General features: G+C 67.4%; 24 protein-coding genes and 1 pseudogene. 7 read left to right on the top strand and 18 right to left on the bottom strand.

Annotated elements, in window-relative coordinates; all coding sequences use genetic code 11:
• Positions 1-42 precede the first annotated feature (42 nt).
• The 5 genes from Q0O97_RS12610 to Q0O97_RS12595 are packed head-to-tail and all read right to left on the bottom strand — an operon-like array spanning position 43 to position 6,830.
• Positions 43-2,139, bottom strand: coding sequence for a hypothetical protein (locus Q0O97_RS12610; RefSeq protein ID WP_294929712.1), 2,097 nt, complete (start codon positions 2,137-2,139; stop codon positions 43-45).
• A complete protein-coding gene (locus Q0O97_RS17485; RefSeq protein ID WP_366125257.1) occupies positions 2,136-2,999 on the bottom strand; it encodes a DUF4159 domain-containing protein in 864 nt (287 codons plus the stop codon). The genes Q0O97_RS12610 and Q0O97_RS17485 overlap by 4 nt, the downstream gene beginning before the upstream one ends.
• Positions 2,996-4,921, bottom strand: coding sequence for a BatA domain-containing protein (locus Q0O97_RS12605; protein ID WP_366125256.1), 1,926 nt, complete (start codon positions 4,919-4,921; stop codon positions 2,996-2,998). The genes Q0O97_RS17485 and Q0O97_RS12605 overlap by 4 nt, the downstream gene beginning before the upstream one ends.
• On the bottom strand, positions 4,921-5,823 hold the full coding sequence (locus Q0O97_RS12600; RefSeq protein ID WP_294929709.1) for a DUF58 domain-containing protein: 903 nt from the start codon (positions 5,821-5,823) through the stop codon (positions 4,921-4,923). The genes Q0O97_RS12605 and Q0O97_RS12600 overlap by 1 nt, the downstream gene beginning before the upstream one ends.
• Positions 5,820-6,830, bottom strand: coding sequence for a MoxR family ATPase (locus Q0O97_RS12595; RefSeq protein ID WP_294929706.1), 1,011 nt, complete (start codon positions 6,828-6,830; stop codon positions 5,820-5,822). Before Q0O97_RS12595 ends, Q0O97_RS12600 begins: the two co-directional genes overlap by 4 nt.
• Positions 6,831-6,892: 62 nt before the next feature.
• On the opposite strand from Q0O97_RS12595, the gene Q0O97_RS12590 reads away from it, so the two are divergent.
• Positions 6,893-7,441 (top strand): DUF1285 domain-containing protein, encoded by a 549-nt coding sequence (locus Q0O97_RS12590; protein WP_294929703.1) that lies wholly within the window; start codon positions 6,893-6,895, stop codon positions 7,439-7,441.
• 1 nt (position 7,442) lies between these two features.
• Positions 7,443-8,198, top strand: a complete 756-nt coding sequence (locus Q0O97_RS12585) for a TIM barrel protein (protein WP_294929700.1) — start codon at positions 7,443-7,445, stop codon at positions 8,196-8,198.
• An 11-nt stretch (positions 8,199-8,209) separates the two neighbouring features.
• On the opposite strand, the gene Q0O97_RS12580 is transcribed toward Q0O97_RS12585, so the two are convergent.
• Both Q0O97_RS12580 and Q0O97_RS12575 read right to left on the bottom strand, forming a co-directional pair.
• Positions 8,210-8,845 (bottom strand): DUF1523 family protein, encoded by a 636-nt coding sequence (locus tag Q0O97_RS12580; protein ID WP_294929697.1) that lies wholly within the window; start codon positions 8,843-8,845, stop codon positions 8,210-8,212.
• A 9-nt stretch (positions 8,846-8,854) separates the two neighbouring features.
• Positions 8,855-9,136: a hypothetical protein gene (locus tag Q0O97_RS12575; protein ID WP_294929694.1), complete on the bottom strand. Its 282-nt coding sequence runs from the start codon at positions 9,134-9,136 to the stop codon at positions 8,855-8,857.
• Positions 9,137-9,311: 175 nt separating this feature from the next.
• Here Q0O97_RS12575 and Q0O97_RS12570 point away from each other — a divergent pair, with 175 nt between their 5' ends.
• The 5 genes from Q0O97_RS12570 (at position 9,312) to Q0O97_RS12550 (ending at position 14,172) form a co-directional block, all read left to right on the top strand.
• Positions 9,312-9,908, top strand: a complete 597-nt coding sequence (locus tag Q0O97_RS12570) for a sulfotransferase family 2 domain-containing protein (RefSeq protein ID WP_294929691.1) — start codon at positions 9,312-9,314, stop codon at positions 9,906-9,908.
• Between the two features lie 79 nt (positions 9,909-9,987).
• Positions 9,988-10,281 (top strand): septum formation initiator family protein, encoded by a 294-nt coding sequence (locus Q0O97_RS12565; protein ID WP_294929688.1) that lies wholly within the window; start codon positions 9,988-9,990, stop codon positions 10,279-10,281.
• A 106-nt stretch (positions 10,282-10,387) separates the two neighbouring features.
• Positions 10,388-11,455: a pyruvate dehydrogenase (acetyl-transferring) E1 component subunit alpha gene (pdhA, locus tag Q0O97_RS12560; protein WP_294929685.1), complete on the top strand. Its 1,068-nt coding sequence runs from the start codon at positions 10,388-10,390 to the stop codon at positions 11,453-11,455.
• 14 nt (positions 11,456-11,469) lie between these two features.
• The gene (locus Q0O97_RS12555) at positions 11,470-12,855 is read left to right on the top strand and encodes a pyruvate dehydrogenase complex E1 component subunit beta (RefSeq protein WP_294929682.1); all 1,386 of its coding nucleotides are present in this window, start codon (positions 11,470-11,472) and stop codon (positions 12,853-12,855) included.
• 12 nt (positions 12,856-12,867) lie between these two features.
• The gene (locus tag Q0O97_RS12550) at positions 12,868-14,172 is read left to right on the top strand and encodes a pyruvate dehydrogenase complex dihydrolipoamide acetyltransferase (protein ID WP_294929679.1); all 1,305 of its coding nucleotides are present in this window, start codon (positions 12,868-12,870) and stop codon (positions 14,170-14,172) included.
• 56 nt (positions 14,173-14,228) lie between these two features.
• Here Q0O97_RS12550 and Q0O97_RS12545 read toward each other — a convergent pair whose 3' ends face one another.
• The 11 genes and pseudogenes from Q0O97_RS12545 to Q0O97_RS12495 all read right to left on the bottom strand — a co-directional run.
• Positions 14,229-17,276, bottom strand: coding sequence for an efflux RND transporter permease subunit (locus Q0O97_RS12545; RefSeq protein WP_294929676.1), 3,048 nt, complete (start codon positions 17,274-17,276; stop codon positions 14,229-14,231).
• On the bottom strand, positions 17,273-18,451 hold the full coding sequence (locus Q0O97_RS12540) for an efflux RND transporter periplasmic adaptor subunit (protein WP_294929672.1): 1,179 nt from the start codon (positions 18,449-18,451) through the stop codon (positions 17,273-17,275). The genes Q0O97_RS12545 and Q0O97_RS12540 overlap by 4 nt, the downstream gene beginning before the upstream one ends.
• Positions 18,452-18,504: 53 nt before the next feature.
• Positions 18,505-19,278: a division plane positioning ATPase MipZ gene (locus tag Q0O97_RS12535; RefSeq protein WP_294929743.1), complete on the bottom strand. Its 774-nt coding sequence runs from the start codon at positions 19,276-19,278 to the stop codon at positions 18,505-18,507.
• Between the two features lie 163 nt (positions 19,279-19,441).
• Positions 19,442-19,663, bottom strand: a complete 222-nt coding sequence (gene rpmE / locus Q0O97_RS12530) for a 50S ribosomal protein L31 (RefSeq protein WP_294929669.1) — start codon at positions 19,661-19,663, stop codon at positions 19,442-19,444.
• Positions 19,664-19,674: 11 nt separating this feature from the next.
• Positions 19,675-20,064, bottom strand: a complete 390-nt coding sequence (gene rplS / locus Q0O97_RS12525) for a 50S ribosomal protein L19 (RefSeq protein WP_294929666.1) — start codon at positions 20,062-20,064, stop codon at positions 19,675-19,677.
• 4 nt (positions 20,065-20,068) lie between these two features.
• Positions 20,069-20,941 carry a tRNA (guanosine(37)-N1)-methyltransferase TrmD gene (trmD, locus tag Q0O97_RS12520; RefSeq protein ID WP_294929663.1) on the bottom strand — a complete coding sequence of 291 codons (873 nt, stop codon included), beginning with the start codon at positions 20,939-20,941 and terminating at the stop codon, positions 20,069-20,071.
• A complete protein-coding gene (gene rimM, locus Q0O97_RS12515) occupies positions 20,938-21,435 on the bottom strand; it encodes a ribosome maturation factor RimM (RefSeq protein ID WP_294929660.1) in 498 nt (165 codons plus the stop codon). The genes trmD and rimM overlap by 4 nt, the downstream gene beginning before the upstream one ends.
• Positions 21,435-21,809: a 30S ribosomal protein S16 gene (rpsP, locus tag Q0O97_RS12510; protein ID WP_294929656.1), complete on the bottom strand. Its 375-nt coding sequence runs from the start codon at positions 21,807-21,809 to the stop codon at positions 21,435-21,437. The genes rimM and rpsP overlap by 1 nt, the downstream gene beginning before the upstream one ends.
• A 26-nt stretch (positions 21,810-21,835) precedes the next feature.
• Positions 21,836-22,150 (bottom strand): chorismate mutase, encoded by a 315-nt coding sequence (locus Q0O97_RS12505; protein ID WP_294929653.1) that lies wholly within the window; start codon positions 22,148-22,150, stop codon positions 21,836-21,838.
• Positions 22,147-22,686 (bottom strand): GNAT family N-acetyltransferase, encoded by a 540-nt coding sequence (locus Q0O97_RS12500; RefSeq protein ID WP_294929650.1) that lies wholly within the window; start codon positions 22,684-22,686, stop codon positions 22,147-22,149. The genes Q0O97_RS12505 and Q0O97_RS12500 overlap by 4 nt, the downstream gene beginning before the upstream one ends.
• 53 nt (positions 22,687-22,739) lie before the next feature.
• Positions 22,740-23,293, bottom strand: a pseudogene (locus Q0O97_RS12495) (signal recognition particle protein); the annotation flags it as partial.

The following is a 23,293-nucleotide window of genomic DNA, read 5'->3' as shown; positions in this document are numbered from 1 at the left end:
TAGCAACGGCCTTGTGCCTTGGCAAGTTTTCCAGCGTAGCCGTCAGCCCGCACCGCGCCGCCCCTCGCGCAGCCAACCCGCCAGCGCCAACCCGGCGACCAGCAGCAGCCATGCCCAGCCGGGCAGCAGCGGCGCATGCGAAAGGCCCACGATCGTGGCGGAATCGCGTGGCGTGACGGCGATCCAGTCGCCCGCGACATTGCTGCCGTGGGCGCGGCGCCCCTCGCGCACGGTGCGCAGGGTGGGGACGCCTTCCGACAGGGGCAGGACCGCGCCCTGCGTCGCCTCGGCCAGCGGTCCCAGCATTTCCCCCGAGGCCAGCGTGCGCTCGAACTCGCGCGGCGCCGCCGGGCCAAGCGCCAGGACGCGGGTGATCTGGCCATCGCCGATGCGATAGATACCCGGCCCCGGCGCGTCCCAGGTGGCGGTGAAACGCCCCGGCCCGGCCTGATCCAGCGTCAGTTCGGTTTCGTAATCGTCCGGCCCGGTGATGCGCAGGGGGGCGGGGCGGTCCTGCATGGTGCGCCGGGTGATCGTCACGCTCAGATCGCGGCGGACGTCGGCCAGCAGCGATTCTTCTTCCAGTTCAGGCTCTTTCATCGACCAATGCGCGATGCGGCGCAGCAATTCCTGCTGCGGCCCGCCGCCCTCGAAACCGCGATCCCACAGCCAGACCTGGTCCGAGGCCAGCAGCGCCACCCGCCCCTGCCCCACGCGGTCAAGGATCAGCAGCGGCTGGCCCTCGGCCCCCGACATCACCACCTGCGCGCCCGGATCGGGCAGCGCCTGCGCCATGCGCAGCCAACGGCCCCAATGCCGCGCCTCGCCGTCGGCTGGCGCGCCGGGCAGTTCCGAGGTGACAGGATGGCGCCGCCCCTCGTCCGTCAGTTGCGGCAGGAAGGCGTCCTGATACATCCGCCCCGTGGGCCGGGCGGGCAGGATGCGGCCAAGCGGCGAGAGGTTGAGGCTCTGGACCGAGGCCATCTCGGGTCCCGCCGCCACCAGCAGCGCACCGCCATCCTGAACGTAACGCACGATATTGTCGAAATATTCCGGCGGCAGGATACCGCGCACGGCATAGCGGTCGAAGATGATCAGGTCGAAATCCTGCACCCTTTCCATGAACAGCTCGCGCGTGGGAAAGGCGATCAGCGACATCTCATCGACCGGAACCATGTCCATATTCTCGGGCGAGCGCAGGATGGTGAAATGGATCAGATCGACATTCGTGTCCGATTTCAACAGGTTGCGCCAGGTTCTTTCGCCCGCGTGCGGCTCACCCGAGACCAGCAGGACGCGCAGCCGGTCGCGTACGCCCTGGATCTGCACCGCGGCCGAATTGTTGCGGTCGGTCAGTTCGGGCGGGTCGGCCTGCGGCGCGTCGAAACCGATCGAGACGACGTTCTGGCCCGCATGTTCGGGCACGAATTGCAACTCGACCGGCTGGCCGATGGGGACGCTGACGGTCTGGACCTGCTCGCCATCGACCGAGATCGCGAGATCCTCGGTCACCTGCGCGGCCCCGGCGGGGACCCGGCCCTGATCCTCGATTCGGACGCGGATGGTGACCGGCTGGCCGACCAGCGCGAAGGCCGGGGCCTCTTCGATGACCAGTCTGCGGTCCCAATCATCGGGCTGGCCGGTCAGCAGGACATGGACCGGCGCGGGCGCCGTCGCCGGTATCATCGCGGGGTCGTGGCCCTGCCCGTCGGTCAGGGCGATGACCCCGGCGATGCGGGCCTCGGGTTCGGCGGCAAGGGCACGGGTCAGGGCCTGACCCAGAAGCGTGCCCTCGCCCTCGTCGCCGATGGTGATGTGGCGCAGTTCTGTGTTCGGCAGGGCCTCGACCTGGCGGGTCAGGTTTTCGACGGCCTGATCGGTCTGCGCATCGCGGCCCGGCAGCGACTGGCTGGCGCTGCGATCCTCCAGCAGGATGACGATGTCGGACAGCGGCGTGCGCGCGCCCGATTGCAGGATCGGTCCCGACAGGGCCAGGGCCGCGGCAAGGATCGCCAGCCCGCGCCAGGCCCACCCCCTCAGCCCGCGCCAAAACGACCAGAGCGCGACCAGCACCGCCAGCAGGCCAAGCGCTCCGACAAAAGGCCAGGGCAGCAGCGGATCGAAGGCAAGCTGCGTCATGGCTGCATCTCTCCCCGGTCCATCGCGCCCTGTTCGCCAAGGCGTTCCAGCAGCGCACCGACATGAACCTGATCGGATTTGTAGTTGCCCGTCAGCACATAGATCACGAGGTTGACCCCAAAGCGATAGGACAGTTCGCGCTGGCGTTCGCCCTCGAACCCGTAGCCCACGGTGAACATCGGCAGGCCGCGGCTGTCCACGGCCCAGGCCTCGGCCCAGGCATTGCCGCCGATCACCACCGGCGACACCCCGTCGTTGAGGCTGCGGAAGGGCACGCCCGCGACCGCCTCGGCATCTGGGGGCGGTGCCTCGGCCCATAGCGCGCCGCCCTGATGGCGGCCGGGGAAGTCATCGAGCAGATAGAAGCTGCGGGTCAGGACGTGATCGGCGGGCACCGGGGCCAGCGGCGGAATGTCCAGCGGCGCGGCCAGCGCCTGCAACGAGACCGATCCATCCGGCCCGCCAAGCCCCGCGATATCGCCGTCGCGGGTGTCGAACAGGATCATCCCGCCCGAGCGCAGGAACTGGTTCAGCCGCAGATAGGCTTGCGGCGAGGGCGCGGGCTGGTCGGGCGTCACGGGCCAGTAGATGAAGCTGAGCAGCGAAACGTCGTCGTGATCCAGGTCGATGCCGATCGGCTCGCCGGGGCGGACGGTGGTGCGGTTGGCCAGTTCGCGCGACAGGCCGCGCAGCCCCGCCTCGGACGCCTGGTCAACGCGCGAATCGCCGGTCACGACATAGGCCAGCGCCAGGTCGCCAGCCGCGCGGACCAGCCGGGGATCGGGATCGGGCGCCTGCCCATGCGCCAGCGTGGCGGGCAGCAGCAGGATCGTCAGCAGCAGCAAGCGGATCATCGTCATCGGACCTCGGCCCTTCGCCCGCCGCGCGCGAGATGCGCGCTGCCAAGCGCATCCAGCGCAAGGATCAGCGCGGCAGCGGCAAGCAGCCATTTCATCAGCAAGACACCCGGCGCGGCCTGCGGTCCCTGCACCTGCGCGCCCGTCCAGTCCGGCAGGGCAAGCGTCCCCCCCGCATTCAGCGAGGCGCGCCGTTCCCCCGCAAGATAGACGCCCGGTGGCGCCTGCGGACCGGCACCGGCGGCGAAATCGGCGGCGGGCACGGGGTTCACCCCCTCGGCCGGAATGTCGCGTCCAAAGCCGTCCAGCACATATTCGGGCACCCAGATCACGTCCTCGGCAGTTTCGCGGTCGGCCACGGCCTCGGCATTGCGCGCGCTGTGGATCAGCCGATCCAGCATCCCCACGAAAAGGCCCGACAGCGGCAGGTTGGTCCATTCGGCATTGGCGGTGGTGTGGACCAGGACGATCTGGCCCTGGTCCATCGCCTCGCGCGTGGCCAAGGGCGTCTGGTCCGAAAGGCGGGCGATGATCGCGCCTTCGACCTCGGGCGAGGGCTGGGGCAGAAGCTGCGCCCGCACCGTGACGTCGGCGGGCGGGACCAGCCCGGCAAAGGGACCGTTGCCGTCGAAATCCGCGATCCCGCGCGGCTCGCCCCAACTGAGCGCACCGCCCACGTCGCGGCCCCCGATCCGCAGGCGCACGGGCAGCAGCGGATCGGCGTCCAGTTGCGCGGATGCGGCCATGCGCGGCCCGGCAAAGCGGATCAGCAGCCCGCCGTCGCGCACCCACTCCTCCAGCGCGCCGCTGTCGCCGACCAGTTGATCGACCATGACGATCACATCCGGCGTTGCCTGAAGCACGTCCGGCAACCCGCCCGAGATCAGGTCGTGGTGGGGTGAGATCGCCTCGCGCAGGTAATGCATGGGGGAAAGCAGTTCCTGCCCCTCGCCCGCACGGTCGTCGCCGACCAGCGCGACCTTGCGGCGGCGCACGCGATCGTCGGCCAGCACCACCGCCCCGGCCGAGGGGGTCGAGGCGATCTCGAACCGGGTGATGCGGTTGCGCAATTCGGACGGCAGGTCGATCGGAACGGGGCGCGTCGCGATACCGGCCTCGCCCACCGCATCCGACGGGGTCAGCCGGGCCAGTTCGCGCAGCACGCCCTGCGGATCGGGACCGACCGCGCGGATCACGGGATCGGGCACGGGTCCCGTCGCGCGATGGATCAGCGAGGGGCGCGGTCCGTCCACCAGTTCCAGCGACTGCACCGGGGCGGCGGGCGTGACGACCGAAACCGGGCCGCGCGCGCGCAACGCCGCAAGCCATTCGGCACGGGCTTCCCGGTCCAGCCCGTCGCTGAGCCACAGCGTGCGCAGCCCCGCCTCCGGCGCGGCGGCCAGCGATTCGTCGGGATCGGGCGGATAGATCGTGTCCCAAGGCGCGGGTTGCAGCGCGCGCAGGCGGCCTGTCAACTCGGACCCGGAAACGAAGGGCAGCGCCCCCTCTTCCCGCCCGTCGGCAACCAGCAGCGCGACGGGCTGGCCTGCGGCCCCTGCCCGCTCGACCTCGCCTGCCGCCCGGTTCAGGCGGGCGGGCCAGTCGGGCGCGGCGGCCCAGCCTGCGTCCAGAACGACCAGCAGGGGCCGGTCGTCGTCCTGCATCGGCGCGGGTTTCCAGACCGGCCCGGCGAAAGCCAGGATGGCGGCGGCAATCGCCAGGATGCGCAAGAGCAGCAGCCACCAGGGCGTGCGATGCGCCACGGCGTCCCGGTCGCGCAACCCCATCAGCAGGCGCGTGCCGGGAAAGCGCAGGACCTTCGGCGCGGGCGGCACGGCGCGCAGGATCACCCACAGCACCGGCAAGGCGGCCAGCAAGGCCAGCAGCCAGGGCGTCGCAAAGCCGAGGGGGCCAAGGATCAGCATCAGCCCTCCATCACCGAGGCGATCCACATCAGCGCCTGCGCGGGCGGGCTGGCGGTGTCGTGGGTGCCGAAATGCCAGCCGCTCTGGCGCGCGGCGCGCGACAGCAGCTCGCGCCGCTGGGCCAGGCGGGCAAGGTAATCCGCGCGGATACCGGCGGCGTCGCGGGTCTGGTGGCGCACGCCGCCGTCGGGGCTGCGAAACAGCACCGCGCCCTGAAAGGGAAACACCTCTTCGTCGGGGTCCAGCACCTGCAACATCGCGCCCCGCACGCCCAGCGAGGCCGCATGTTCCAGAAAGCCCAGCAAGGGCTGCGGATCGCCCAGGAAATCCGAGACCAGCAGCATCCGCTGCCCCGGCCGCAGCGCCGATTCGGGCGGCGCGTCGTCTTCGGGACGGGGATCGGCCCAGGACTGCGCCAGCCCGAAGGCGATGCGGTCGGCCTGCGCGCGGCCCGGACGGGGCAAGCCGCCCGCCAGCGCCACCTTTTCACCGCCGCGCAGCATGGCGATGGCGATGGCCAGCGACAGCAATTCGGCGCGGTTGCGCTTGGCCGGGCGCGAATCGGCGCCGCGATAGCCCATCCCCGCCCCGCACGACACCCAGATGACCGCCGATTGCGCGGTCTGCGCCTCGCGGTCGCGGACGAATTGCGCATCCGACCGGGCCGAGCGCCGCCAGTCGATGGTCCGCGCGCTGTCGCCCGCCGTCGCCGGGCGGTATTGCCAGAAGTCGTCGCCGGATCCCGCCCGGCGCAACCCGTGACCGCCCTGCAACAGCGCCACGCTGAGCCGCTCGGCCGAAAGCAGCAGCGCGGGCAGGCCCGCGGCGGCGGCCTCGGCATCCGCGCGCAGGGTCCGGCTGCGGTCGGCCCGCGCCTGATGGCTGTCGGTCCCCTGCGTCACGCGGCGGCCTGCATCCTGTCACCCAGCAGGCGCGAGATCAGCGCATCCACGCTTTCCCCCCTTGCCCGCGCGGCAAAGCTGAGCGCGATGCGGTGGCGCAGCACCGGCGCGGCCATCGCAGTCACGTCGTCCAGCGTCGGCGCGAAACGGCCTTGCAGGACGGCGCGGGCGCGGGTCACCATCATCAGCGCCTGCGCGGCGCGGGGACCGGGACCCCAGACCAGCGCCTCGGCCAGCCAGTCGGGCGCCTCGGGCGCCTCGGGCGCTTCGGGGCGGGCCGAGCGGACAAGGTCCAGCACGGCGTTCAGCACCGTCTCGCCCACCGGCATCCGCCGAATCAGCGCCTGCGCGGCAACCAGCCCCTGCGCGTCGAAAACCGCATGGGGGGCGCCCTGGTCGGTGCCGGTGGTCGCCAGCAGGATGGCGCGTTCGGTGTCGCGGTCGGGGTAGCCCACGTCGACTTGCAGAAGGAAGCGGTCAAGCTGCGCCTCGGGCAGCGGATAGGTGCCTTCCTGCTCGATCGGGTTCTGGGTCGCCAGGACGTGGAAGGGACGGCCAAGCGGGCGGTGCTGGCCGCTGATCGTCACCTCGCCTTCCTGCATGGCTTGCAACAGCGCCGACTGGGTGCGCGGGCTGGCGCGGTTGATTTCGTCCGCCATCAGAAGCTGGGTAAAGACCGGCCCTTCGATGAAGCGGAAGGCGCGGGTGCCGTCGGGTTTCACGTCCAGCACCTCGGACCCCAGGATGTCGGCCGGCATCAGGTCGGGGGTGAACTGGATGCGCGCATTGTCCAGCCCCAGCACCGTGGCCAGCGTATCGACCAGCATCGTCTTGCCCAGTCCCGGCTGGCCGACCAGCAGCGCATGACCGCCCGACAGAATCGCGGCCAGCACCTGCTCGACGACCGATTTCTGGCCGACGAAACGCTGCTCGACGCTTTCGCGAGCCTGCGACAAGCGCGCGGTGAGCTGTTCGATCTCGGCAACCAGTTTATCATCCACAGCCATGACAACGCCCTTTTTCTGTTCTAGGACAGCATAGAGACAGCCGAAGAGAGGCTCCACCGGGAATGGCCGAAAACTCTGAAAAAAGCGTGAACGATTTGCGAAATCTCGCGGCCTCCGCGCAAGAAATCGCGCAAGGGGGGCTGCCGCCGGTGCATCTGTGGGATCCGCCCTTCTGCGGCGACATGGATCTGGTGATCCGCGCGGACGGAAGCTGGATCCACGAGGAACGCCCCATCAACCGGCCTGAAATGGTGCGGCTTTTCGCCTCGATCCTCAAGCGCGAGGGGGACGCGCATTTCCTTGTCACCCCGGTCGAAAAGCTGCGCATCCGGGTCGAGGACGCGCCCTTTCTGGCCGTGGATGTCGACCACGAAGGCGATCGGCTGGTTTTTGCGACCAATCTCGGCGACCGCGTGGTGGCGGGGCCGGAAAACGCCGTGACCCTTGGCGGCACCGCCGACCTGCCGCGCCCCTATCTGCATGTCCGGCGCGGGTTGCAGGCGCTGATCGACCGCAAGACCTTCTACCGCCTTGCCGAAATGGCAAGGCCGGGGCCGGATGGGCGGCTTTCCGTCCGCTCGGGCGGTCACTGGATGGCGCTGGAGCCGTAAGATGGTGCGTTTCGCGGCCAGCCTGACCTATCTGTTCACCGAAATGCCGATGGCCCAGCGTTTCGCTGCCGCCCGGCGCGCGGGATTCGAGGGGGTCGAGATCCTCTTTCCCTACGACCTGCCGCCGGCCGACCTGCGCAGGCAGTTGCAGGACCACAAGCTGGACTGCGTGCTGATGAACACCCCCGCGCCCAACTGGTCGGGCGGCCCGCGCGGCTTTGCCGCCGTGCCGGGGGGCGAGCCGCGTTTCCGCGCCGATTTCGAGCGCGCCCTGCGCATCGCGGGGACATTGCGCGCGCGTCACCTCAACATCATGCCGGGCAAGGCCCAGGGCCCCGACGCCCGCCGCACCCTTGTCGGGAACCTTCGTTGGGCCGCCACCCGTGCGCCCCATGCCAGCCTGGTGATCGAGCCGACCAGCCCCGGCGACATGCCCGGCTGCTTTCTGGACAGTTTCCAACTGGCCGCCGAACTGATCGCCGAAATCGGTGCCCCGAACCTGGGGCTGCAATTCGACATCTACCACGCCCAGATGATCGAGGGCGACGCGGTCGAATGCTGGGCGCGTTTCGCCAGCCTGATCCGCCATGCCCAGATCGCGGGCCTGCCCGACCGGAGCGAGCCGCGCAATGGCCAGGTCGACTTCACCCGGTTTTTCCGCGAGGTCGAACGCAGCGGTTACAACGGCTGGATCAGCGCCGAATACATCCCCGCCACGACGACCGAGGCAGGGCTGCACTGGCTGACGGGCCGCTGACGGTTCCCGCCTCAGCCGTCCTTGCGTCCGAACAGCCGGTCGATCCAGCGCCCGGCGCGTCCCCTTGCCACCTGCCGCCGCTGTTGGGCCGAGCGCGCGGCGGGTTCCAGCATCCGCTCGCGGAACTGGTTCCACATCCGCAGGATCAGCGCCAGCAGCAGCCCGATCACCGCCAGCGAGACCGTCGCGCCCCAGTTGAAGGGCCGCACGTCCGGCCCCTCGACCGGACGGACCGAAATCGCATTGGGATAGATCGACAGCCACGGCACCCGCCACCCGTAAGAGGTCACGCTGACCCAGCGCGGCGCTTCGCGGGTCGAACGCAGGTCGGTCGCCCGCCCCTGCAAGTCCATGCTGGTGTATTTGAAGTAGGGCGGCCAGACCCAGCCGGTATCCTCGTTGCGGTAGACGTAGACCTTGCCGTTGGGCCGCACCGTGTCGATGAACAGCACGTCGCGGCGGTCGCTGGCGCTTTGCACCGTGCCGGTATCGGGCGCGGCGAAGAAGATCGCGTTCGCCCCTACCTCGGTCAGGCGGTTGTAGGTGTTGGTGATCCGCACCGTCTGTTTCGAGGGCAGCGCATAGTCCAGAAACAGAAAGACCGTAATGCCGAAGATCACCCCCAAGGCCGTCAGAAAATAGCGCATGATGCCCCCTCAGCGGTAATTCACGAAAAAAATGATGGTCATGATCACGGCCAGCGGCAGGACCAGCACCAGCCACGACAGGCGGCGGCGCAGGCGTGCGCCGTAGCCTTGCATGAAACGCCGCACGAAAGCAGCCCTTTCCTCGGACGGCCCGGCCTTTTCGGGATGGCGGCGGTCCCATTCCCGTTCCAGCGATTCGCGCCGCGTGCTGCGCAGATAGACCCACAGCAGCCCGTAAAAGACCGCCTCGATCGCCAGGATGAACAGCGCAAGCCGCAAAAGGCCGATCATGCGCACCCCCAGGGGTTCCGACGTATAGGTGATGCCCGCAATGGCCGATCCTTTCCTTTCGCACCGGCTTAACATGGTCTCGCGCGGGGGTCAGCAGCAAGTTGGGGGGCTGGACGCAGCGCGCGCGGGCTGGCACATCGCGGGGCAAAGACGCAATCCGAGGGGCGGTCCGGCCATGATGATCTTTCCCGACAGGCAGTTGATCGTGCTTGCCGTTCCCAAGACCGGGACGATGGGGCTGGCCCGGCTTCTGGGACCGCGCGCGGGGATCAACCTGAACGCGCCGCCGCAGGCCAAGCATATCGGGCTGGCACAGGTCCAGACGCGCATCCTGCCGCTGGCCGGACCGGCGGCACGGGACTGGCGCAGCTTTGCGCTGATCCGCCATCCGGTCGATTGGCTGGGCAGTTGGTATCGCTATCGCCTGCGCGACGGCTTCGCGGGCCGGCCCGACAGCACGCAGGGCGTCAGCTTTGCCGATTTTATCCGCGCCTGGCTGCGCCCCGGCGAACGTCCCGCCTATGCCGAGATCGGACGCCAGAGCTGGTTCATGCAGGACCGCGACGGCAAGTTCGGCGTGGACCACCTGTTCCGCTACGAAGCCGAGACCGAATATATGGCCTTCTTGTCGGACATCTTCGGGGAAAAGCTGGAAAGCCCGCGCTGGAACGTCTCGCCCCGGGCGCCGCTGGACCTGCCCCCGCGCCTGCGCGACCGGCTGGAGACCGCGCTGGAGGACGACATCGCCATGTGGCGATCCGCCCGCCACTAGCCCGCTTTGGAGAACGGGATTCCCAAGCCCCGGCTGGCGCGCTATGGTCGCGCCAACGAACAAGAACCCGAGCAGCACCATGTCACAGCGCCTGTCGATCGGCACCGTCGTCTTTTTCATCCTGATGATCGGGGCGGGGCTTTATTTCGCCTTCGCCGCCGTGCAGGGGCCTTCGGGCATCCTGCGCCGCGTGCAGTTGCAGGCCGAAACCCAGGATCTCATCGCAGAACGCGACCGCTTGCAGGCCGAGGTCGACCAGATGTCGAACCTGACCCGCCGCCTGTCGGACGAATTTCTGGACATCGACCTGCTGGATGAACGCGCCCGCGCCGTGCTTGGCCTGATGCGCGCCGACGAGGTCATCATCCGCTGAAGGTCGAATCTTGCGCGCCCGCCCGTATGGCGATTGCAGGTCCTTGCATCATCGGCTAGGGATAGTTTAACGCTGAACTATCCTGCACCGTATCGGAGGAGACCGCATGGCAAGGAAGCCCGCCGAGGCGAAAACGCCCCAAGCCACCCCCGCAAAGACAGCCCCCGCGCGCAGAACCGCTGCCCGGCCCAATGTCTCGCGCGATGAACTGCTGCAATATTACCGCGACATGCTGCTGATCCGGCGGTTCGAGGAAAAGGCGGGCCAGCTTTACGGCATGGGCCTGATCGGGGGGTTCTGCCACCTCTATATCGGGCAGGAGGCCGTCGTGGTCGGGCTGGAAGCCGCCTCGAAGGAAGGCGACAAGCGCGTGACCAGCTACCGCGACCACGGCCACATGCTGGCCTGCGGCATGGATGCCCGCGGCGTCATGGCCGAACTGACCGGGCGCGAGGGCGGCTATTCCAAGGGCAAGGGCGGCAGCATGCACATGTTCAGCCGCGAGAAGCATTTCTACGGCGGCCACGGCATCGTCGGCGCGCAGGTGCCGCTTGGCGCGGGCCTTGCCTTTGCCGACAAATATCTGGGCAATGACAACGTCACCTTCACTTATTTCGGCGACGGAGCCTCGAACCAGGGGCAGGTTTACGAGACCTACAACATGGCCGAGCTGTGGGAGCTTCCGGTGATCTTCGTCATCGAGAACAACCAATATGCCATGGGCACCTCGATGAAGCGCTCGACCAGGTCGACGACGCTCTATGGCCGCGGCGAGGCTTTCGGCATCCCCGGCGAGCAGGTGGACGGCATGGACGTGCTGGCCGTCAAGGCCGCGGGCGAAAAGGCCGTGGCCCATTGCCGCGCAGGCAAGGGGCCTTACATCCTTGAGGTGATGACCTACCGCTATCGCGGCCACTCGATGTCCGACCCCGCGAAATACCGCACCCGCGAAGAGGTGCAGAAGATGCGCGACGAACGCGACCCCATCGAGCATGTCCGCGAATTGCTGCTGCAAGGCAAGCACGCTTCCGAAGATGACCTGAAGGCCATCGACAAGGAAATCAAGGATATCGTCAACGATTCGGCCGAGTTCGCCAAGGAAAGCCCGGAACCCGCGCTGGATGAGCTGTGGACCGATATCTACGCCGACGAACTGCCCCAAGAAAACGCCTGAGGGAGGGACATAACATGGCAACCGAAATCCTCATGCCCGCCCTGTCGCCCACGATGGAGGAAGGCACCCTGGCCAAATGGCTGGTCAAGCAAGGCGATACCGTCAAATCCGGCGACATCCTGGCCGAGATCGAGACCGACAAGGCCACGATGGAATTCGAGGCGGTGGACGAAGGCATCCTGGGCAAGATCCTGATCGAGGAAGGCACCCAGGGCGTCAAGGTCAACACCCCCATCGCCGTCCTGGTCGAGGAAGGCGAAAACGCGGACGATATCTCTGTTCCGGCATCGGCCAAATCGGCCTCGGAACCCGAAAGCGAAAAGCCCGCCGAACAAAGCGAAGCCCCCGCCGCATCGGCGGTCGAGGCGGTCAGCACCCCCGAGCCGGACCTTTCGCCCGACTGGCCCGAAGGCACGGCGATGAAGACCATGACCGTGCGCGAGGCCCTGCGCGAAGCCATGTCCGAGGAAATGGAGCGCGACGAGACCGTCTTTCTCATGGGCGAAGAGGTCGGCGAATACCAGGGCGCTTACAAGATCAGCCAGGGCCTTCTGGACAAGTTCGGCCCGCGCCGCGTGGTCGATACCCCGATCACCGAACATGGCTTCGCCGGGATCGGCGTCGGCGCCTCGTGGGGCGGGCTGCGCCCGATCGTCGAGTTCATGACCTTCAACTTCGCCATGCAGGCGGTGGACCAGATCATCAACTCGGCCGCCAAGACGCTTTACATGTCTGGCGGCCAGATGGGATCGCCCATCGTCTTCCGCGGCCCGAACGGCGCGGCGGCGCGCGTCGCGGCGCAGCACAGCCAGGATTACGCGGCATGGTATGCCCAGATCCCCGGCCTGAAGGTCGTCATGCCCTATACCGCCGCCGATGCGAAGGGCCTGCTGAAGACCGCGATCCGCGACAACAACCCGGTGATCTTCCTTGAAAACGAGATCCTCTATGGCCGCTCGTTCGAGGTGCCGGACCTGCCGGATTTCACCATCCCCTTCGGCAAGGCCAAGGTTGCGCGGGCGGGCAAGGACGTCACCATCGTCAGCTTCGGCATCGGCATGGCCCACGCGCTGGAAGCCGCCGACAAGCTGGCCGGGGACGGGATCGAGGCCGAGGTCATCGACCTGCGCACCCTGCGCCCGATCGACTATGCCACCGTCATCGCCTCGGTCCGGAAGACCAACCGCTGCGTGACGGTCGAGGAAGGCTTCCCCGTCGCCTCGATCGGCAACCATCTTTCGGCCCATATCATGGAAAACGCCTTCGACTACCTGGATGCGCCCGTGATCAACTGCACCGGCAAGGACGTTCCCATGCCCTACGCCGCCAACCTTGAAAAACACGCGCTGATCACGGTTTCCGAGGTCGTCGAAGCCGTGAAAAAAGTCACCTATCGCTAAGGGAGCAGCAAGATGCCGACAGAAATCCTGATGCCCGCGCTGTCGCCCACGATGGAGGAAGGCACACTGGCCAAATGGCTGGTCAAGGAAGGCGATACCGTCAAATCCGGCGATATCCTGGCCGAGATCGAGACCGACAAGGCCACGATGGAATTCGAGGCCGTGGACGAGGGCACGGTGGGCAAGATCCTTGTCGCCGAAGGCTCGGCGGGGGTGAAGGTGAATACCCCCATCGCCGTCCTGCTGGAAGAAGGCGAAAGCGCCGACGACATCGGTGCGGACCCCGCGCCGAAGGCCGAAGCCGCGCCCGAACCCAAAGCCGCCGAGGCCCCTGCCCCGGCGGCGGCCCCTGCTGCTGCGGCGCCTGCCCCGGCTGCGCCGAAATCGGCGGATGGCGGGCGTATCTTCGCCTCGCCGCTGGCGCGCCGGATCGCGGCGGAAAAGGGGATCGACCTTGCTTCCGTGACCGGCAGCGGCCCGCGCGGGCGCATCGTCAAGGCGGATGTGGAAGGTGCCAAGCCCGGCGCCGCGAAGCCCGCTGCCTCTGACGCCCCGAAAGCCGCCCCGGCCCCCGCCGCCGCGCCCGCCGGTCCTTCGGCTGAAACCATCCTCAAGATGTATGCCGACCGCGAAACCACCGAGGTCGCGCTGGACGGCATGCGCCGCACCATCGCCGCACGCCTTGGCGAGGCGAAGCAGACCATCCCGCATTTCTACCTGCGCCGGTCCGCCAAGCTGGACGAGTTGATGAAGTTCCGCGCGACGCTGAACAAGCAACTCGAAACCCGCGGCGTCAAGCTGTCGGTCAACGACTTCGTCATCAAGGCCTGCGCGCTGGCGCTGCAACAGGTGCCCGATGCCAATGCCGTCTGGGCGGGCGACCGCATCCTGAAACTGAAGCCCTCGGATGTGGCCGTGGCCGTCGCGATCGAAGGCGGGCTGTTCACGCCGGTGTTGAAGGACGCGCATCTCAAGACCCTCTCGGCGCTCTCGGGCGAGATGAAGGACCTTGCGACCCGCGCCAAGACCAAGAAGCTTGCGCCCCACGAATACCAGGGCGGCAGCTTCGCGATCAGCAACCTGGGCATGTTCGGAATCGAGAATTTCGACGCCGTCATCAACCCGCCCCACGGCGCGATCCTTGCCGTCGGCGCCGGCATCCAGACGCCGGTCGTGGAAAACGGCGAGGTCGTCATCCGCAACGTCATGTCCATGACGCTGTCGGTCGATCACCGCGTGATAGACGGGGCGCTTGGCGCGCAACTGCTGCAAGCCATCGTCGAAAACCTGGAAAACCCGGTCGCGATGCTGGCCTGACGGCGCGTATCAATCCACAAGAAGGGGCCGCAAGGCCCCTTTTTCATGCCGCGAGGTCAGCCGCTTCGCGGGCTGTTGATCCCGATCCGGCGCGCGATCCATCCCCCTGCGCGGTCCTGCGCGCCGTGGACCAGCGAAAACAGCGAGGGCACGAACAGCATCGACAGCATCGTCGAAAGCAGCAGCCCGCCGATCACGGCGATGGCCATCGGGGAACTGAACTCGCTGCCCTCGCCCGTGCCGATGGCCGAGGGCACCATGCCCGCCGTCATGGCGATGGTCGTCATGATGATGGGGCGCGCGCGCTTGTGGACGGCATCCATGATCGCCTCGCGCTTATCCATGCCGGCGCGCATCGCCGTCAGCGCGAATTCGACCAGCATGATCGCGTTCTTGGTCACGATCCCCATCAGCATCAGGAAGCCGATCACCACCGACATCGAGATCGAGTTGTTCGTCAGCGCCAGCGCAAGGATCGCGCCACCGATGGCAAGGGGCAGCGACAGCACGATGCTGACCGGCGTGACGAAATTATGGAAAAGCAGCACCAGCACGACATAGACCAGCACGACGCCCATGATCATGGCGCCGGAAAACGCCTCGAAAACCTCGCCCATGATCTCGGCATCGGCGGCAGGCTTGATCTCGACCCCCGGCGGCAGGTCAAGCTGCTGCTGCAATTCCAGCACCTGTGCATTCACCGGCCCAAGCAACGCTCCGTTGGCAAGGTTGGCGGTGACGGTCGTGCTGAAGCGGCGGTCGTATCGCCCGATCTCGGACGCGCCCGCGCCATAGCTGATATCGGCGACCGCGACCAGCGGAACCGGGCCTTGCGCGCCGGGCAGGCGCAGGTTGCGGATCCGGTCCAGATCGGTCCGCGCCTCGCGGTTCAGGCGCACGACGATGGGCAGTTGCTCGTCGCCCGCGTTGAACTTGGCCAGGTTCGCCTCGGTATCGCCAAGCGTCGCGATGCGCAGCGTCGTTGCCAGGACCGAGGCTGGAACGCCAAGCTGCGCCGCCGCCTCGGGCCGGGGCGTGATCTGCAACTCGGGGCGCAGCAGGCTGGCCGATGAGCTGACGCCCTCCAGCGTCGAAAGCCCGCGCATGGCCTGGACAAGCTGGTTGGCGCCTGCGTTCACGCTGTCCTGGCTGTCGCCAAGGACGGTGATGCTGAAATCGTTCTGCCCCATCTCATTCTGGAAGTTGATGCGCAGGTCGGGAAAGACGGCCAGGTCGCGCTTCAACTGGTCCTCGATCTGGAAGCTGCTGCGGTCGCGGTGGCGCTTGTCGCCGTAATTGACCATGAAGCGCGTCTCGTTCACATCGCCGTCGCCGCCGATGACAAAGACCGAGGTGACCTCGTCCACCTCAAGGATGCGCCGGCTGAGGGCGCGCGACGTGCCCTCGACCTCCTCGATGGTCGAGCCGGGGGGCAGGTCGATCTTGATCTGGCTGCGGCCAACATCGCTTGCGGGGATGAACTCGGTCGGCAGAAGCGTCGCCGAAAAGATCGAGCCTGCAAAGACCATCACCCCGATCAGCAGCGTCAGCCCGCGATGGCGCATCGTCCAGGCCACCACCGGCAGGAAGCGGCGCAGGACCGGCCCGTCGCCCGAGGCCCCGCTGTGGCTGCCGTCGCGCAAGAGATAGGCCCCCATCATCGGCGTGATGGTGCGCGCGACCAGCAGCGAAAACAGCACCGAAACGGCGACGGTCAGGCCGAATTGCTTGAAATACTGCCCCGCGATGCCGCCCATGATCCCCACCGGGGCAAAGACCGCGACGATGGAAAAGCTGATCGCGATGACGGTCAGGCCGATCTCGCTGGCGGCTTCCTCGCTGGCCTCGTAGGCGGGCAGGCCCTGATGCATGTGCCGGTCGATGTTCTCGATTTCCACGATGGCGTCGTCGACGAGGATGCCGGTGACCAGCGTGATCGCCAGCAGGCTGATGCCGTTGAGCGTGAAACCCAGCAGTTCCATGACGAAAAACGTCGGGATGATCGAAAGCGGCAGCGCCACCGCCGCGATCAGCGTCGCGCGCCAGTTGCGCAGGAACAGAAAGACCACGATGACGGCCAGCGCGGCGCCTTCGTAAAGGGTCTTCATCGTCGTCTTGTAGCTGTCCTTCGTGTAGGTCGTGGCGTCGTCGATCAAGGCGATCTGCGTGCCGGGATAGCGCGCCGCGAGTTCGTGCAGGCGCGCCTTGGTGCCGTCGCCCGCGACCAGGTCCGACTTGCCGGTGGCGCGATAGACGCCGAAGGCCACCACCGGGTTGCCGTCCAGCAGGGCAAAGCCGCGTTCCTCGCTGCCGCCGTCCGTGACCTCGCCCAACTGGTCCAGCGCGACCTGCCGCCCCTCGGCGATCGAAATGGGCGTTGCCGCCAGCGCCTCGACCGTGAGGGCCGAGCCGAGCGTGCGGATCGAATATTCCGTCCCCGCCAGATCGCCGCGCCCGCCGCCAAGGTCGATGTTGCGGGCCTGCAACTGCTGCGAGACCTCGGCCGCCGTCAGCCCAAGCGATTCGATCACGCGCGGGTCCAGGTCGACGTTGATCTGCCGGTCCGCGCCCCCGATCCTGGTGACCGAGGCGACGCCTTCCACCGTCGAAAGCTCGCGCCCGATGACGTCGTCGACGAAGGTCGAAAGCTCTTCGATGGATTTCGAAGGGTCGCTGACGGCATAGGTCAGGATCGGCATGCCCTCGATGTCGATGCGCTGGACCAGCGGCTCCTCGATGGAATCGGGCAGTTCGGCGCGGACATTGGCCACCGCGTCCTTGACGTCGTTCACCGCCCGGTCGCTGTCGGTTTCCAGCTCGAATTCGACCTGCAACACCGCCGTGCTGTCCGTCGCGGTCGAGGTGATATGCCGCACCCCGGTGATGCTGGCGATGGAATCCTCGATCGGCTGGACGACCTGCCGGATCAGTTCCGACGGCGCCGTACCGGGTTGCGAGACGGTGACGCTGACGAAAGGCAGGTCGATATTGGGCATCGCCGTAACGGCAAGGCTGCGAAAGCTGAAGATACCCAGCAGCACCAGCACCACGAAAACCGCGATGGGCGTCACCGGGTTGCGGATCGACCAGGTGGACATGTTCATGGCGCGGCCTCGCCTTCGCCGGGGGCGATCACCTGCACGCGGTCGCCGGTGCGGAAGAAGGCGCCGGCGCGGGTCAGCACCGTCTCGCCCTCCGCCAGGCCCTCGGTGATCTGGCGGTGCCCGTCCCAGATCAGGCCCGCGCGGACCGGCCGGGTCTCGACCTGGCCGTCGCGCACGACCTGGACATAATCGCCCCCCTCGCCCGTCAGCACGGCAGAGGTGGGGACCGCGACCGCCTCGACCGATTGCGTCACGATCCAGCCCGAGGCGAACAGCCCCGGACGCAGCCGTTCGTCCGGGTCCAGCGCCACCCGCATCGTGCCAAGCCGGGTCGCGGGATCGACGGCGGCGGGCAGCAGGCGGATGCGGCCTTCCAGCCTGCCGATGCCCGAAACCTCCAGCGTGACCGGCGCGCCGATGCGCAACTCGGGGATGGCGCTTTCGATGACCTCGGCGGCCAGTTCGACCTCGCCATCCGCGATGACGCGGAACATGGGCAGGGTGGCGCTGCCCGACAATTCGCCCAGGTTGACGTTGCGCTCGATCACCACGCCACCTATGGGCGAGGTGATGCGCGCATAATCCAGGTTGAGCCGCGCGATCACCCGCGCCGCATCCGCCTGCGCCAGCGCAGCGCGCGCCACGCTCAGCCCGTCGCGGGCGGAATCGGCATTGGCCTGTGCGGTGGCCTGCGCCGCCACCGCCTGGTCCAGCGCGGCCTGCGCGGTGCTGCCGCTGGCGCGCAGGCGCCGCGTGCGTTCCAGCGTGGCCGAGGCCTCGGTCAGCGCGGCGGCGGCGCTGGCGATCTGGCTTTCGGCCTGCTTGATCCCGGCGCTCGCGCGTTCATGTTCGGCCTCGGCCTGCGCGAGTTGCGCGCGCAGGGTCTGGTCCTGCAAACGCGCAAGCACCTGCCCCGCCTCGACCCGGTCGCCGCTGTCGGCCAGCAGTTCGGTGACCGCATAGCCGTTGACCTTGGGATGGATGACCACCTCCTGCCGCGCGGCCAGCGACCCCGAGACGGGCACGCGGCGCTGCATTTCGCGGTTGGCCGCCTCGCTGACCTGGACGGCGGGCAGGACCTGCCCCGCCGCCTCTAGCGCGCGCGTGGCCACCGGCGGAACCAGCGTGGCGGCCAACAGGAACGCCGTCAGCAAGAGGGGCGATTTTACCGGCATCTTCGGCCTCGATCCGTTGGTTCCGGGCCGGATCATACCCGCGGGCACGCCGCTTAGAAATTGACCGTAACGCCGGGTAGCTGCAATTCGCCGATCAACTCGCGAAGCTCTTGCCGCGCGGCGATATTCGACATGCTCAGAGTTTCCGTTCCGACGTCGCGCAGGTCAAGCAGCGTCAGCCCACGCGGGAAAAGTTCGCGAAAGATCACCCGCTCGGAAAAGCCCGGTGCGACGCGGAAACCGATCCGGCTGGACAAGGTGCCAAGGGCCGAGCCGACCTTGCGCTTATTGTGCATCGCCTGCGTGCCCAGCCGGTTGCGCAGCACCAGCCAGTCGATCGGCCCCGCGCCCACCTGCGCGCGCATCTGCCGCGCCGACCAGACCATCTCGGCATAGATCGAGGGGCCGAGAACCTTGCCCTCGGGTGACATTCGCGCCAGCAGGTCGAAGTCGATGAAGCTGTCGTTCATCGGCGTGATCAGCGTATCGGCAAGGCTGTGGGCCATCTGCGACAGCTTGGTATGAGAGCCGGGGCAGTCCAGCAGGATGAAGTCGCAATCGGCCTCCAGCGCCTCGACCGCCGCCGAAAGGGGGTCGGGCAGGCCCGGATCCAGCGTGCCAAGGGTCGGCGTGGGCAGGTCCAGCCCCTCGCGCTGCAAGAAGGCCATGCGGTTTTCCAGATAGCGCCCGAAACTGCGCTGGCGCACGTCCAGGTCCAGCGCGCCGACCCGGTGGCCAAGCCGCGCAAGCGCGGTCGCCACATGCATCGAGGTCGTGGATTTGCCAGAACCGCCCTTTTCGTTTCCGACAACGATGATATGCGCCACGATCACCCCCGGCAGGCAGCTTTCCCAAACGCGCGGACCATAGGCCGGGGCCACGGCGAAGAAAACCCGTCGCGCTGCCGAAAGATGCGGAAAATCATCGCCCTGCCCCAACGAAAAACGCCGCCCCTTGGGGCGGCGTTTTCCTTTTCCGCTGGCAGGGCGATCAGAAGCCCAGGCCGGCGTATTTGTTCTTGAACTTGGACACGCGGCCGCCGGTGTCCATCAGCTTGGCCGAGCCGCCCGTCCATGCGGGGTGCGAGGTCGGGTCGATGTCCAGCGACATGGTATCGCCTTCCTTGCCCCAGGTGGTGCGGGTCTGGAAGGTGGTGCCGTCCGTCATCTTGACTTCGATCGTGTGGTATTCGGGATGGATGTCTTTTCTCATGACCGGACTCCTCAGGCCTTGGCTTCGGCCGCTTGGGCCTTGGGCTTGTAGTTCGTGACCTCGGCGATACGGGCCGACTTGCCGCGACGCTCGCGCAGGTAATACAGCTTGGCGCGGCGGACGCGGCCGCGGCGCACGACGGTGATCGAATCGACATTGGTCGAATACAGCGGGAAGACGCGCTCGACACCCTCGCCGAACGAGATCTTGCGCACGGTGAACGAGGCGCCGATGCCCCCGCCCTTGCGCGAGATCACGACGCCTTCATACATCTGCACACGGGTCCGCGTGCCTTCCGTCACCTTGTAGCCGACGCGCACGGTGTCGCCGGCCTTGAAATCGGGAATTTCCTTGCCGAGTTCGGCAATCTGCTCGGCTTCGAGCTGGGCGATCAGGTTCATCGCGTTAATCCTTTTCATGCTCGCGGCGGTCCCGCGATTGGTCTGATGCGCCCGAGAGCTGTCGGTCCTTTGCCGGGTCCATACGGGTTTGCTCGTATGCCCGCCACAGGTCGGGGCGGCGTTCCTTGGTCAGCCTTTCGGCCATGTCGCGACGCCAACCGGCAATAGCCGCGTGATTTCCCGACAGCAGAACCTCGGGTATCGCGCGGCCTTCCCAGTGGGCTGGCTTCGTATACTGGGGATGTTCGAGCAGGCCGCCATTGTCCGGGGAAAAGGATTCCTCGGCCAGAGAGTCCTGATTCCCCAGCACGCGCGGTATAAGCCGAACCGTCGCGTCGATCAAGACCTGAGCAGCAAGCTCTCCGCCGGTCAGGACGTAATCGCCGATGCTGATCTCCTCGACCCCATAGGCGTCCAGGACGCGCTGATCGACGCCCTCGAACCGCCCGCAGATCAGCGTGACGCCCGGTCCCTGCGCCAGTTGCCGCGCACGGGCCTGCGTCAGCGGACGTCCGCGCGGGGAAAGATAGATCACCGGCAGCGCCCTGCCCGCAGCCCCTGCCGCCGCCTCGTCCAGCGCGCGCGCCATGACATCGGCGCGAATCACCATGCCCGCACCACCGCCCGCGGGCGTGTCATCGACATTGCGGTGCCGTCCCTCGCCGAAGGGGCGCAGGTCGACGGTGCGCAGGTTCCACAGCCCTTGCGACAGCGCCCGCCCTGTCAGCGACAGGCCGAGGACACCGGGAAACGCCTCGGGGAACAGCGTCACGACCTGCGCGGTCCAGGCCCCCGCGACCTCGGGCGGCCCCATCAGGTCCGAGGGTTGCGACGACAGGCGCACCGCGATGCGGCCATGAGAGCGGGGCGCGGTCATTCCCCGCCCTCCTCCGGCGGATCGGCGACGACGCGGCCCGCGCCCAGATCGACGGTCGGAACGAATTGCCGGGTAAAGGGCAGCATGATCGGCTTGCGGCCCGCGATTTCCAGAATATCGCCCGCGCCGTGGTCATAGATCGCGCGCACCCGGCCAAGCACGGCGCCGCCGGTATCGACGACCTCCAGCCCGATCAGGTCGGCATGATAGAATTCGTCATCGGGCAACGAGGGCAGCGCATCGCGATCCGCCCATAGCGTCACGCCCTTGAGCGCCTCGGCCCCCTCGCGTGTCTCGACGCCCGACAACCTTGCGCCAAGCCCGCCGGTGACGGGCCGGGTCAGGCGGACGGAGAAACTCCGCCCGCCGTCTTCGGTGAAAAGCGGGCCGTAGGTGGCGATATCGGCAGGCTCGGCGCAGAAGCTTTTCAGCCGCACCTCGCCCCGGACGCCGAAAGCGCCCGCGACTGCACCCACGCAGACCCGCCCGGACATTATTCCGAAGCCGCTTCTTCTGCCGGTGCGTTTGCGGCAGCCTCACGCTCGGCGCGCTTGGCGGCGCGTTCCTGCGCGGCCTTGCCCGGCTCGCCCTTTTTCAGGTTCTTGCGCTCGGCCTTTTCGCGGATGCCCGCGGCTTCCAGGAAGCGCGCGATGCGGTCGGTCGGCTGCGCGCCCTGGCTCAGCCAGTATTGCACGCGTTCCATGTTCATCTTGACGCGCTCTTCGCTGTCCTTGGGCAGAAGCGGGTTGTAGGTGCCCAGCTTTTCCAGGAAGCGCCCGTCGCGCGGCATGCGCGAATCGGTTGCGACGATGGCGTAATGCGGGCGCTTCTTGCTGCCGCCACGGGCCAGACGGATTTTCATTGCCATTGGGTATGCTCCTTTCAAATGGCGGATCAGGCGAGGTTTTCGCCCGGTATCTGGTAGCTTTCGTGGTGCCGGATGACTTCGGCGATCACGAAGTTCAGGAATTTACGCGCGAATTCCGGGTCGAGGTCGGCCTCGCGCGCGAGGCGTTCCAACCGCTCGATCTGGCTTGCCTCGCGCGAGGGATCGGACGGTGGAAGATCGTGTTCGGCCTTCAGGCGGCCGACGGATTGGGTATGCTTGAACCTTTCGGCAAGCGTATAGACAAGGATCGCGTCCAGACGGTCGATGGATTCGCGATGCTCTTTCAGCAATCGGGCAGCGCGGTCGGCGGCGTCGCTCATGCGTCCTCCCTGGGGTGGCGGTAGACGACGATGGGCTCGGGTCCGGTCGAAAAGACGGGAATCGCGGCCCGCGGGTCGGGGCTTGCGCCAAGCCGTTCCGCCAGCGCGATCGAAGCCGCGTTGTCGGGCGCGATATAGCTGACGGCGGTAGACCAGCCCAGACGGTCAAAGGCGAACGCACGGGCGGCCAGCGCGGCCTCATGCGCAAAGCCCTTTCCCTCGGCCTCGGGACGCCAGAGGGTCCAGCCGATCTCCTGCTCGGGCCAGCCGTCGGGGAACCACGGGCCGACAGCGCCAAGTGTCAGGCCGGTGTCGCGTTCGACCAGCACGAACATGCCGTAGCCGCGCAAAACCCAATGGCCGATGAAATGGCCGAAGGCGCGCCAAGATTGCCCCGGCTGGGTCATCGGCCCGCCGACGAAACGGGCCCGGTCGCTGGCAAAGAAGTCGCGCCAGCCGGGCCAGTCATCGGCAACCGGCGCGCGCAGGGTCAGGCGCGCGGTTTCAAGAACCGGAGTGGCGGTCAGCGCAGCCATGCGTCAAACCCTGCAAATTGAATAATGTTTTCAGCGCAAGCCATTGCAAAAACTTACTTCTTCCCCTTGAACAGGCCCGACAGCCCGCCCGGCAGGCCCATCCCGCCAAGCTGGCCGCCCAGCCCCTTGGGGTCTTGCAGCATCTTCGTTGCCTCGGCCATCTTCGCGGGATCGGCATCGGCCATGTCAGGCAGCCCGCCGCCCTTGCCCTGCATCGCGCGCATCGCCTGCTTGAGCATGCCGCCCTTGCCCATCTTGCCAAGTTTCTTCATGGTATCAGCCATTTGCTTCTGCATTTTGAGAAGCTTGTTAAGATCCGACACCTCCAACCCGGCACCGGCGGCGATGCGTTTCTTGCGGCTGGCTTGCAGCACGTCCGGGTTGGCGCGTTCCTTTTTCGTCATGGAATCGATCAGCGCGATCTGGCGGCGGATGGCCTTGTCGTCGAAACCGGCATCTTCGGCCTGCTTGGCCATCTTGCCCATGCCCGGCATCATCGACATGATGGACTGCATCCCGCCCATCTTCATCATCTGCTCAAGCTGGTTCTTGAGGTCGTTCATGTTGAACAGACCCTTCTGGAAGCGCTTCATCATGCGCTCGGCCT

The sequence above is a fragment of the uncultured Paracoccus sp. genome (genome assembly GCF_945915435.1).
In the GTDB taxonomy this organism is placed as follows: Bacteria; Pseudomonadota; Alphaproteobacteria; order Rhodobacterales; family Rhodobacteraceae; genus Paracoccus.
The sequence above is the reverse complement of the archived record's forward strand: the minus strand, read 5'-3'. Positions and strand labels throughout refer to the sequence as shown.

Excerpts from the sequence above, each read along its gene's own strand:
- Q0O97_RS12545 (WP_294929676.1), bottom strand. The coding sequence starts at position 17,276 with ATGAACATGTCCACCTGGTCGATCCGCAACCCGGTGACGCCCATCGCG.
- Q0O97_RS12505 (WP_294929653.1), bottom strand. The coding sequence starts at position 22,150 with ATGAGCGACGCCGCCGACCGCGCTGCCCGATTGCTGAAAGAGCATCGC.
- Q0O97_RS12555 (WP_294929682.1), top strand. The coding sequence starts at position 11,470 with ATGGCAACCGAAATCCTCATGCCCGCCCTGTCGCCCACGATGGAGGAA.
- rplS (WP_294929666.1), bottom strand. The coding sequence starts at position 20,064 with ATGAACCTGATCGCCCAGCTCGAAGCCGAGCAGATTGCCGAACTCGGC.
- Q0O97_RS12580 (WP_294929697.1), bottom strand. The coding sequence starts at position 8,845 with ATGCGCTATTTTCTGACGGCCTTGGGGGTGATCTTCGGCATTACGGTC.
- Q0O97_RS12550 (WP_294929679.1), top strand. The coding sequence starts at position 12,868 with ATGCCGACAGAAATCCTGATGCCCGCGCTGTCGCCCACGATGGAGGAA.
- Q0O97_RS12575 (WP_294929694.1), bottom strand. The coding sequence starts at position 9,136 with ATGATCGGCCTTTTGCGGCTTGCGCTGTTCATCCTGGCGATCGAGGCG.
- rimM (WP_294929660.1), bottom strand. The coding sequence starts at position 21,435 with ATGTCCGGGCGGGTCTGCGTGGGTGCAGTCGCGGGCGCTTTCGGCGTC.
- Q0O97_RS17485 (WP_366125257.1), bottom strand. The coding sequence starts at position 2,999 with ATGACGATGATCCGCTTGCTGCTGCTGACGATCCTGCTGCTGCCCGCC.
- Q0O97_RS12570 (WP_294929691.1), top strand. The coding sequence starts at position 9,312 with ATGATGATCTTTCCCGACAGGCAGTTGATCGTGCTTGCCGTTCCCAAG.
- pdhA (WP_294929685.1), top strand. The coding sequence starts at position 10,388 with ATGGCAAGGAAGCCCGCCGAGGCGAAAACGCCCCAAGCCACCCCCGCA.
- Q0O97_RS12500 (WP_294929650.1), bottom strand. The coding sequence starts at position 22,686 with ATGGCTGCGCTGACCGCCACTCCGGTTCTTGAAACCGCGCGCCTGACC.
- rpmE (WP_294929669.1), bottom strand. The coding sequence starts at position 19,663 with ATGAGAAAAGACATCCATCCCGAATACCACACGATCGAAGTCAAGATG.
- trmD (WP_294929663.1), bottom strand. The coding sequence starts at position 20,941 with ATGACCGCGCCCCGCTCTCATGGCCGCATCGCGGTGCGCCTGTCGTCG.
- Q0O97_RS12565 (WP_294929688.1), top strand. The coding sequence starts at position 9,988 with ATGTCACAGCGCCTGTCGATCGGCACCGTCGTCTTTTTCATCCTGATG.
- Q0O97_RS12605 (WP_366125256.1), bottom strand. The coding sequence starts at position 4,921 with ATGCTGATCCTTGGCCCCCTCGGCTTTGCGACGCCCTGGCTGCTGGCC.
- Q0O97_RS12595 (WP_294929706.1), bottom strand. The coding sequence starts at position 6,830 with ATGGCTGTGGATGATAAACTGGTTGCCGAGATCGAACAGCTCACCGCG.
- Q0O97_RS12540 (WP_294929672.1), bottom strand. The coding sequence starts at position 18,451 with ATGCCGGTAAAATCGCCCCTCTTGCTGACGGCGTTCCTGTTGGCCGCC.
- Q0O97_RS12585 (WP_294929700.1), top strand. The coding sequence starts at position 7,443 with ATGGTGCGTTTCGCGGCCAGCCTGACCTATCTGTTCACCGAAATGCCG.
- Q0O97_RS12610 (WP_294929712.1), bottom strand. The coding sequence starts at position 2,139 with ATGACGCAGCTTGCCTTCGATCCGCTGCTGCCCTGGCCTTTTGTCGGA.
- Q0O97_RS12590 (WP_294929703.1), top strand. The coding sequence starts at position 6,893 with ATGGCCGAAAACTCTGAAAAAAGCGTGAACGATTTGCGAAATCTCGCG.
- rpsP (WP_294929656.1), bottom strand. The coding sequence starts at position 21,809 with ATGGCAATGAAAATCCGTCTGGCCCGTGGCGGCAGCAAGAAGCGCCCG.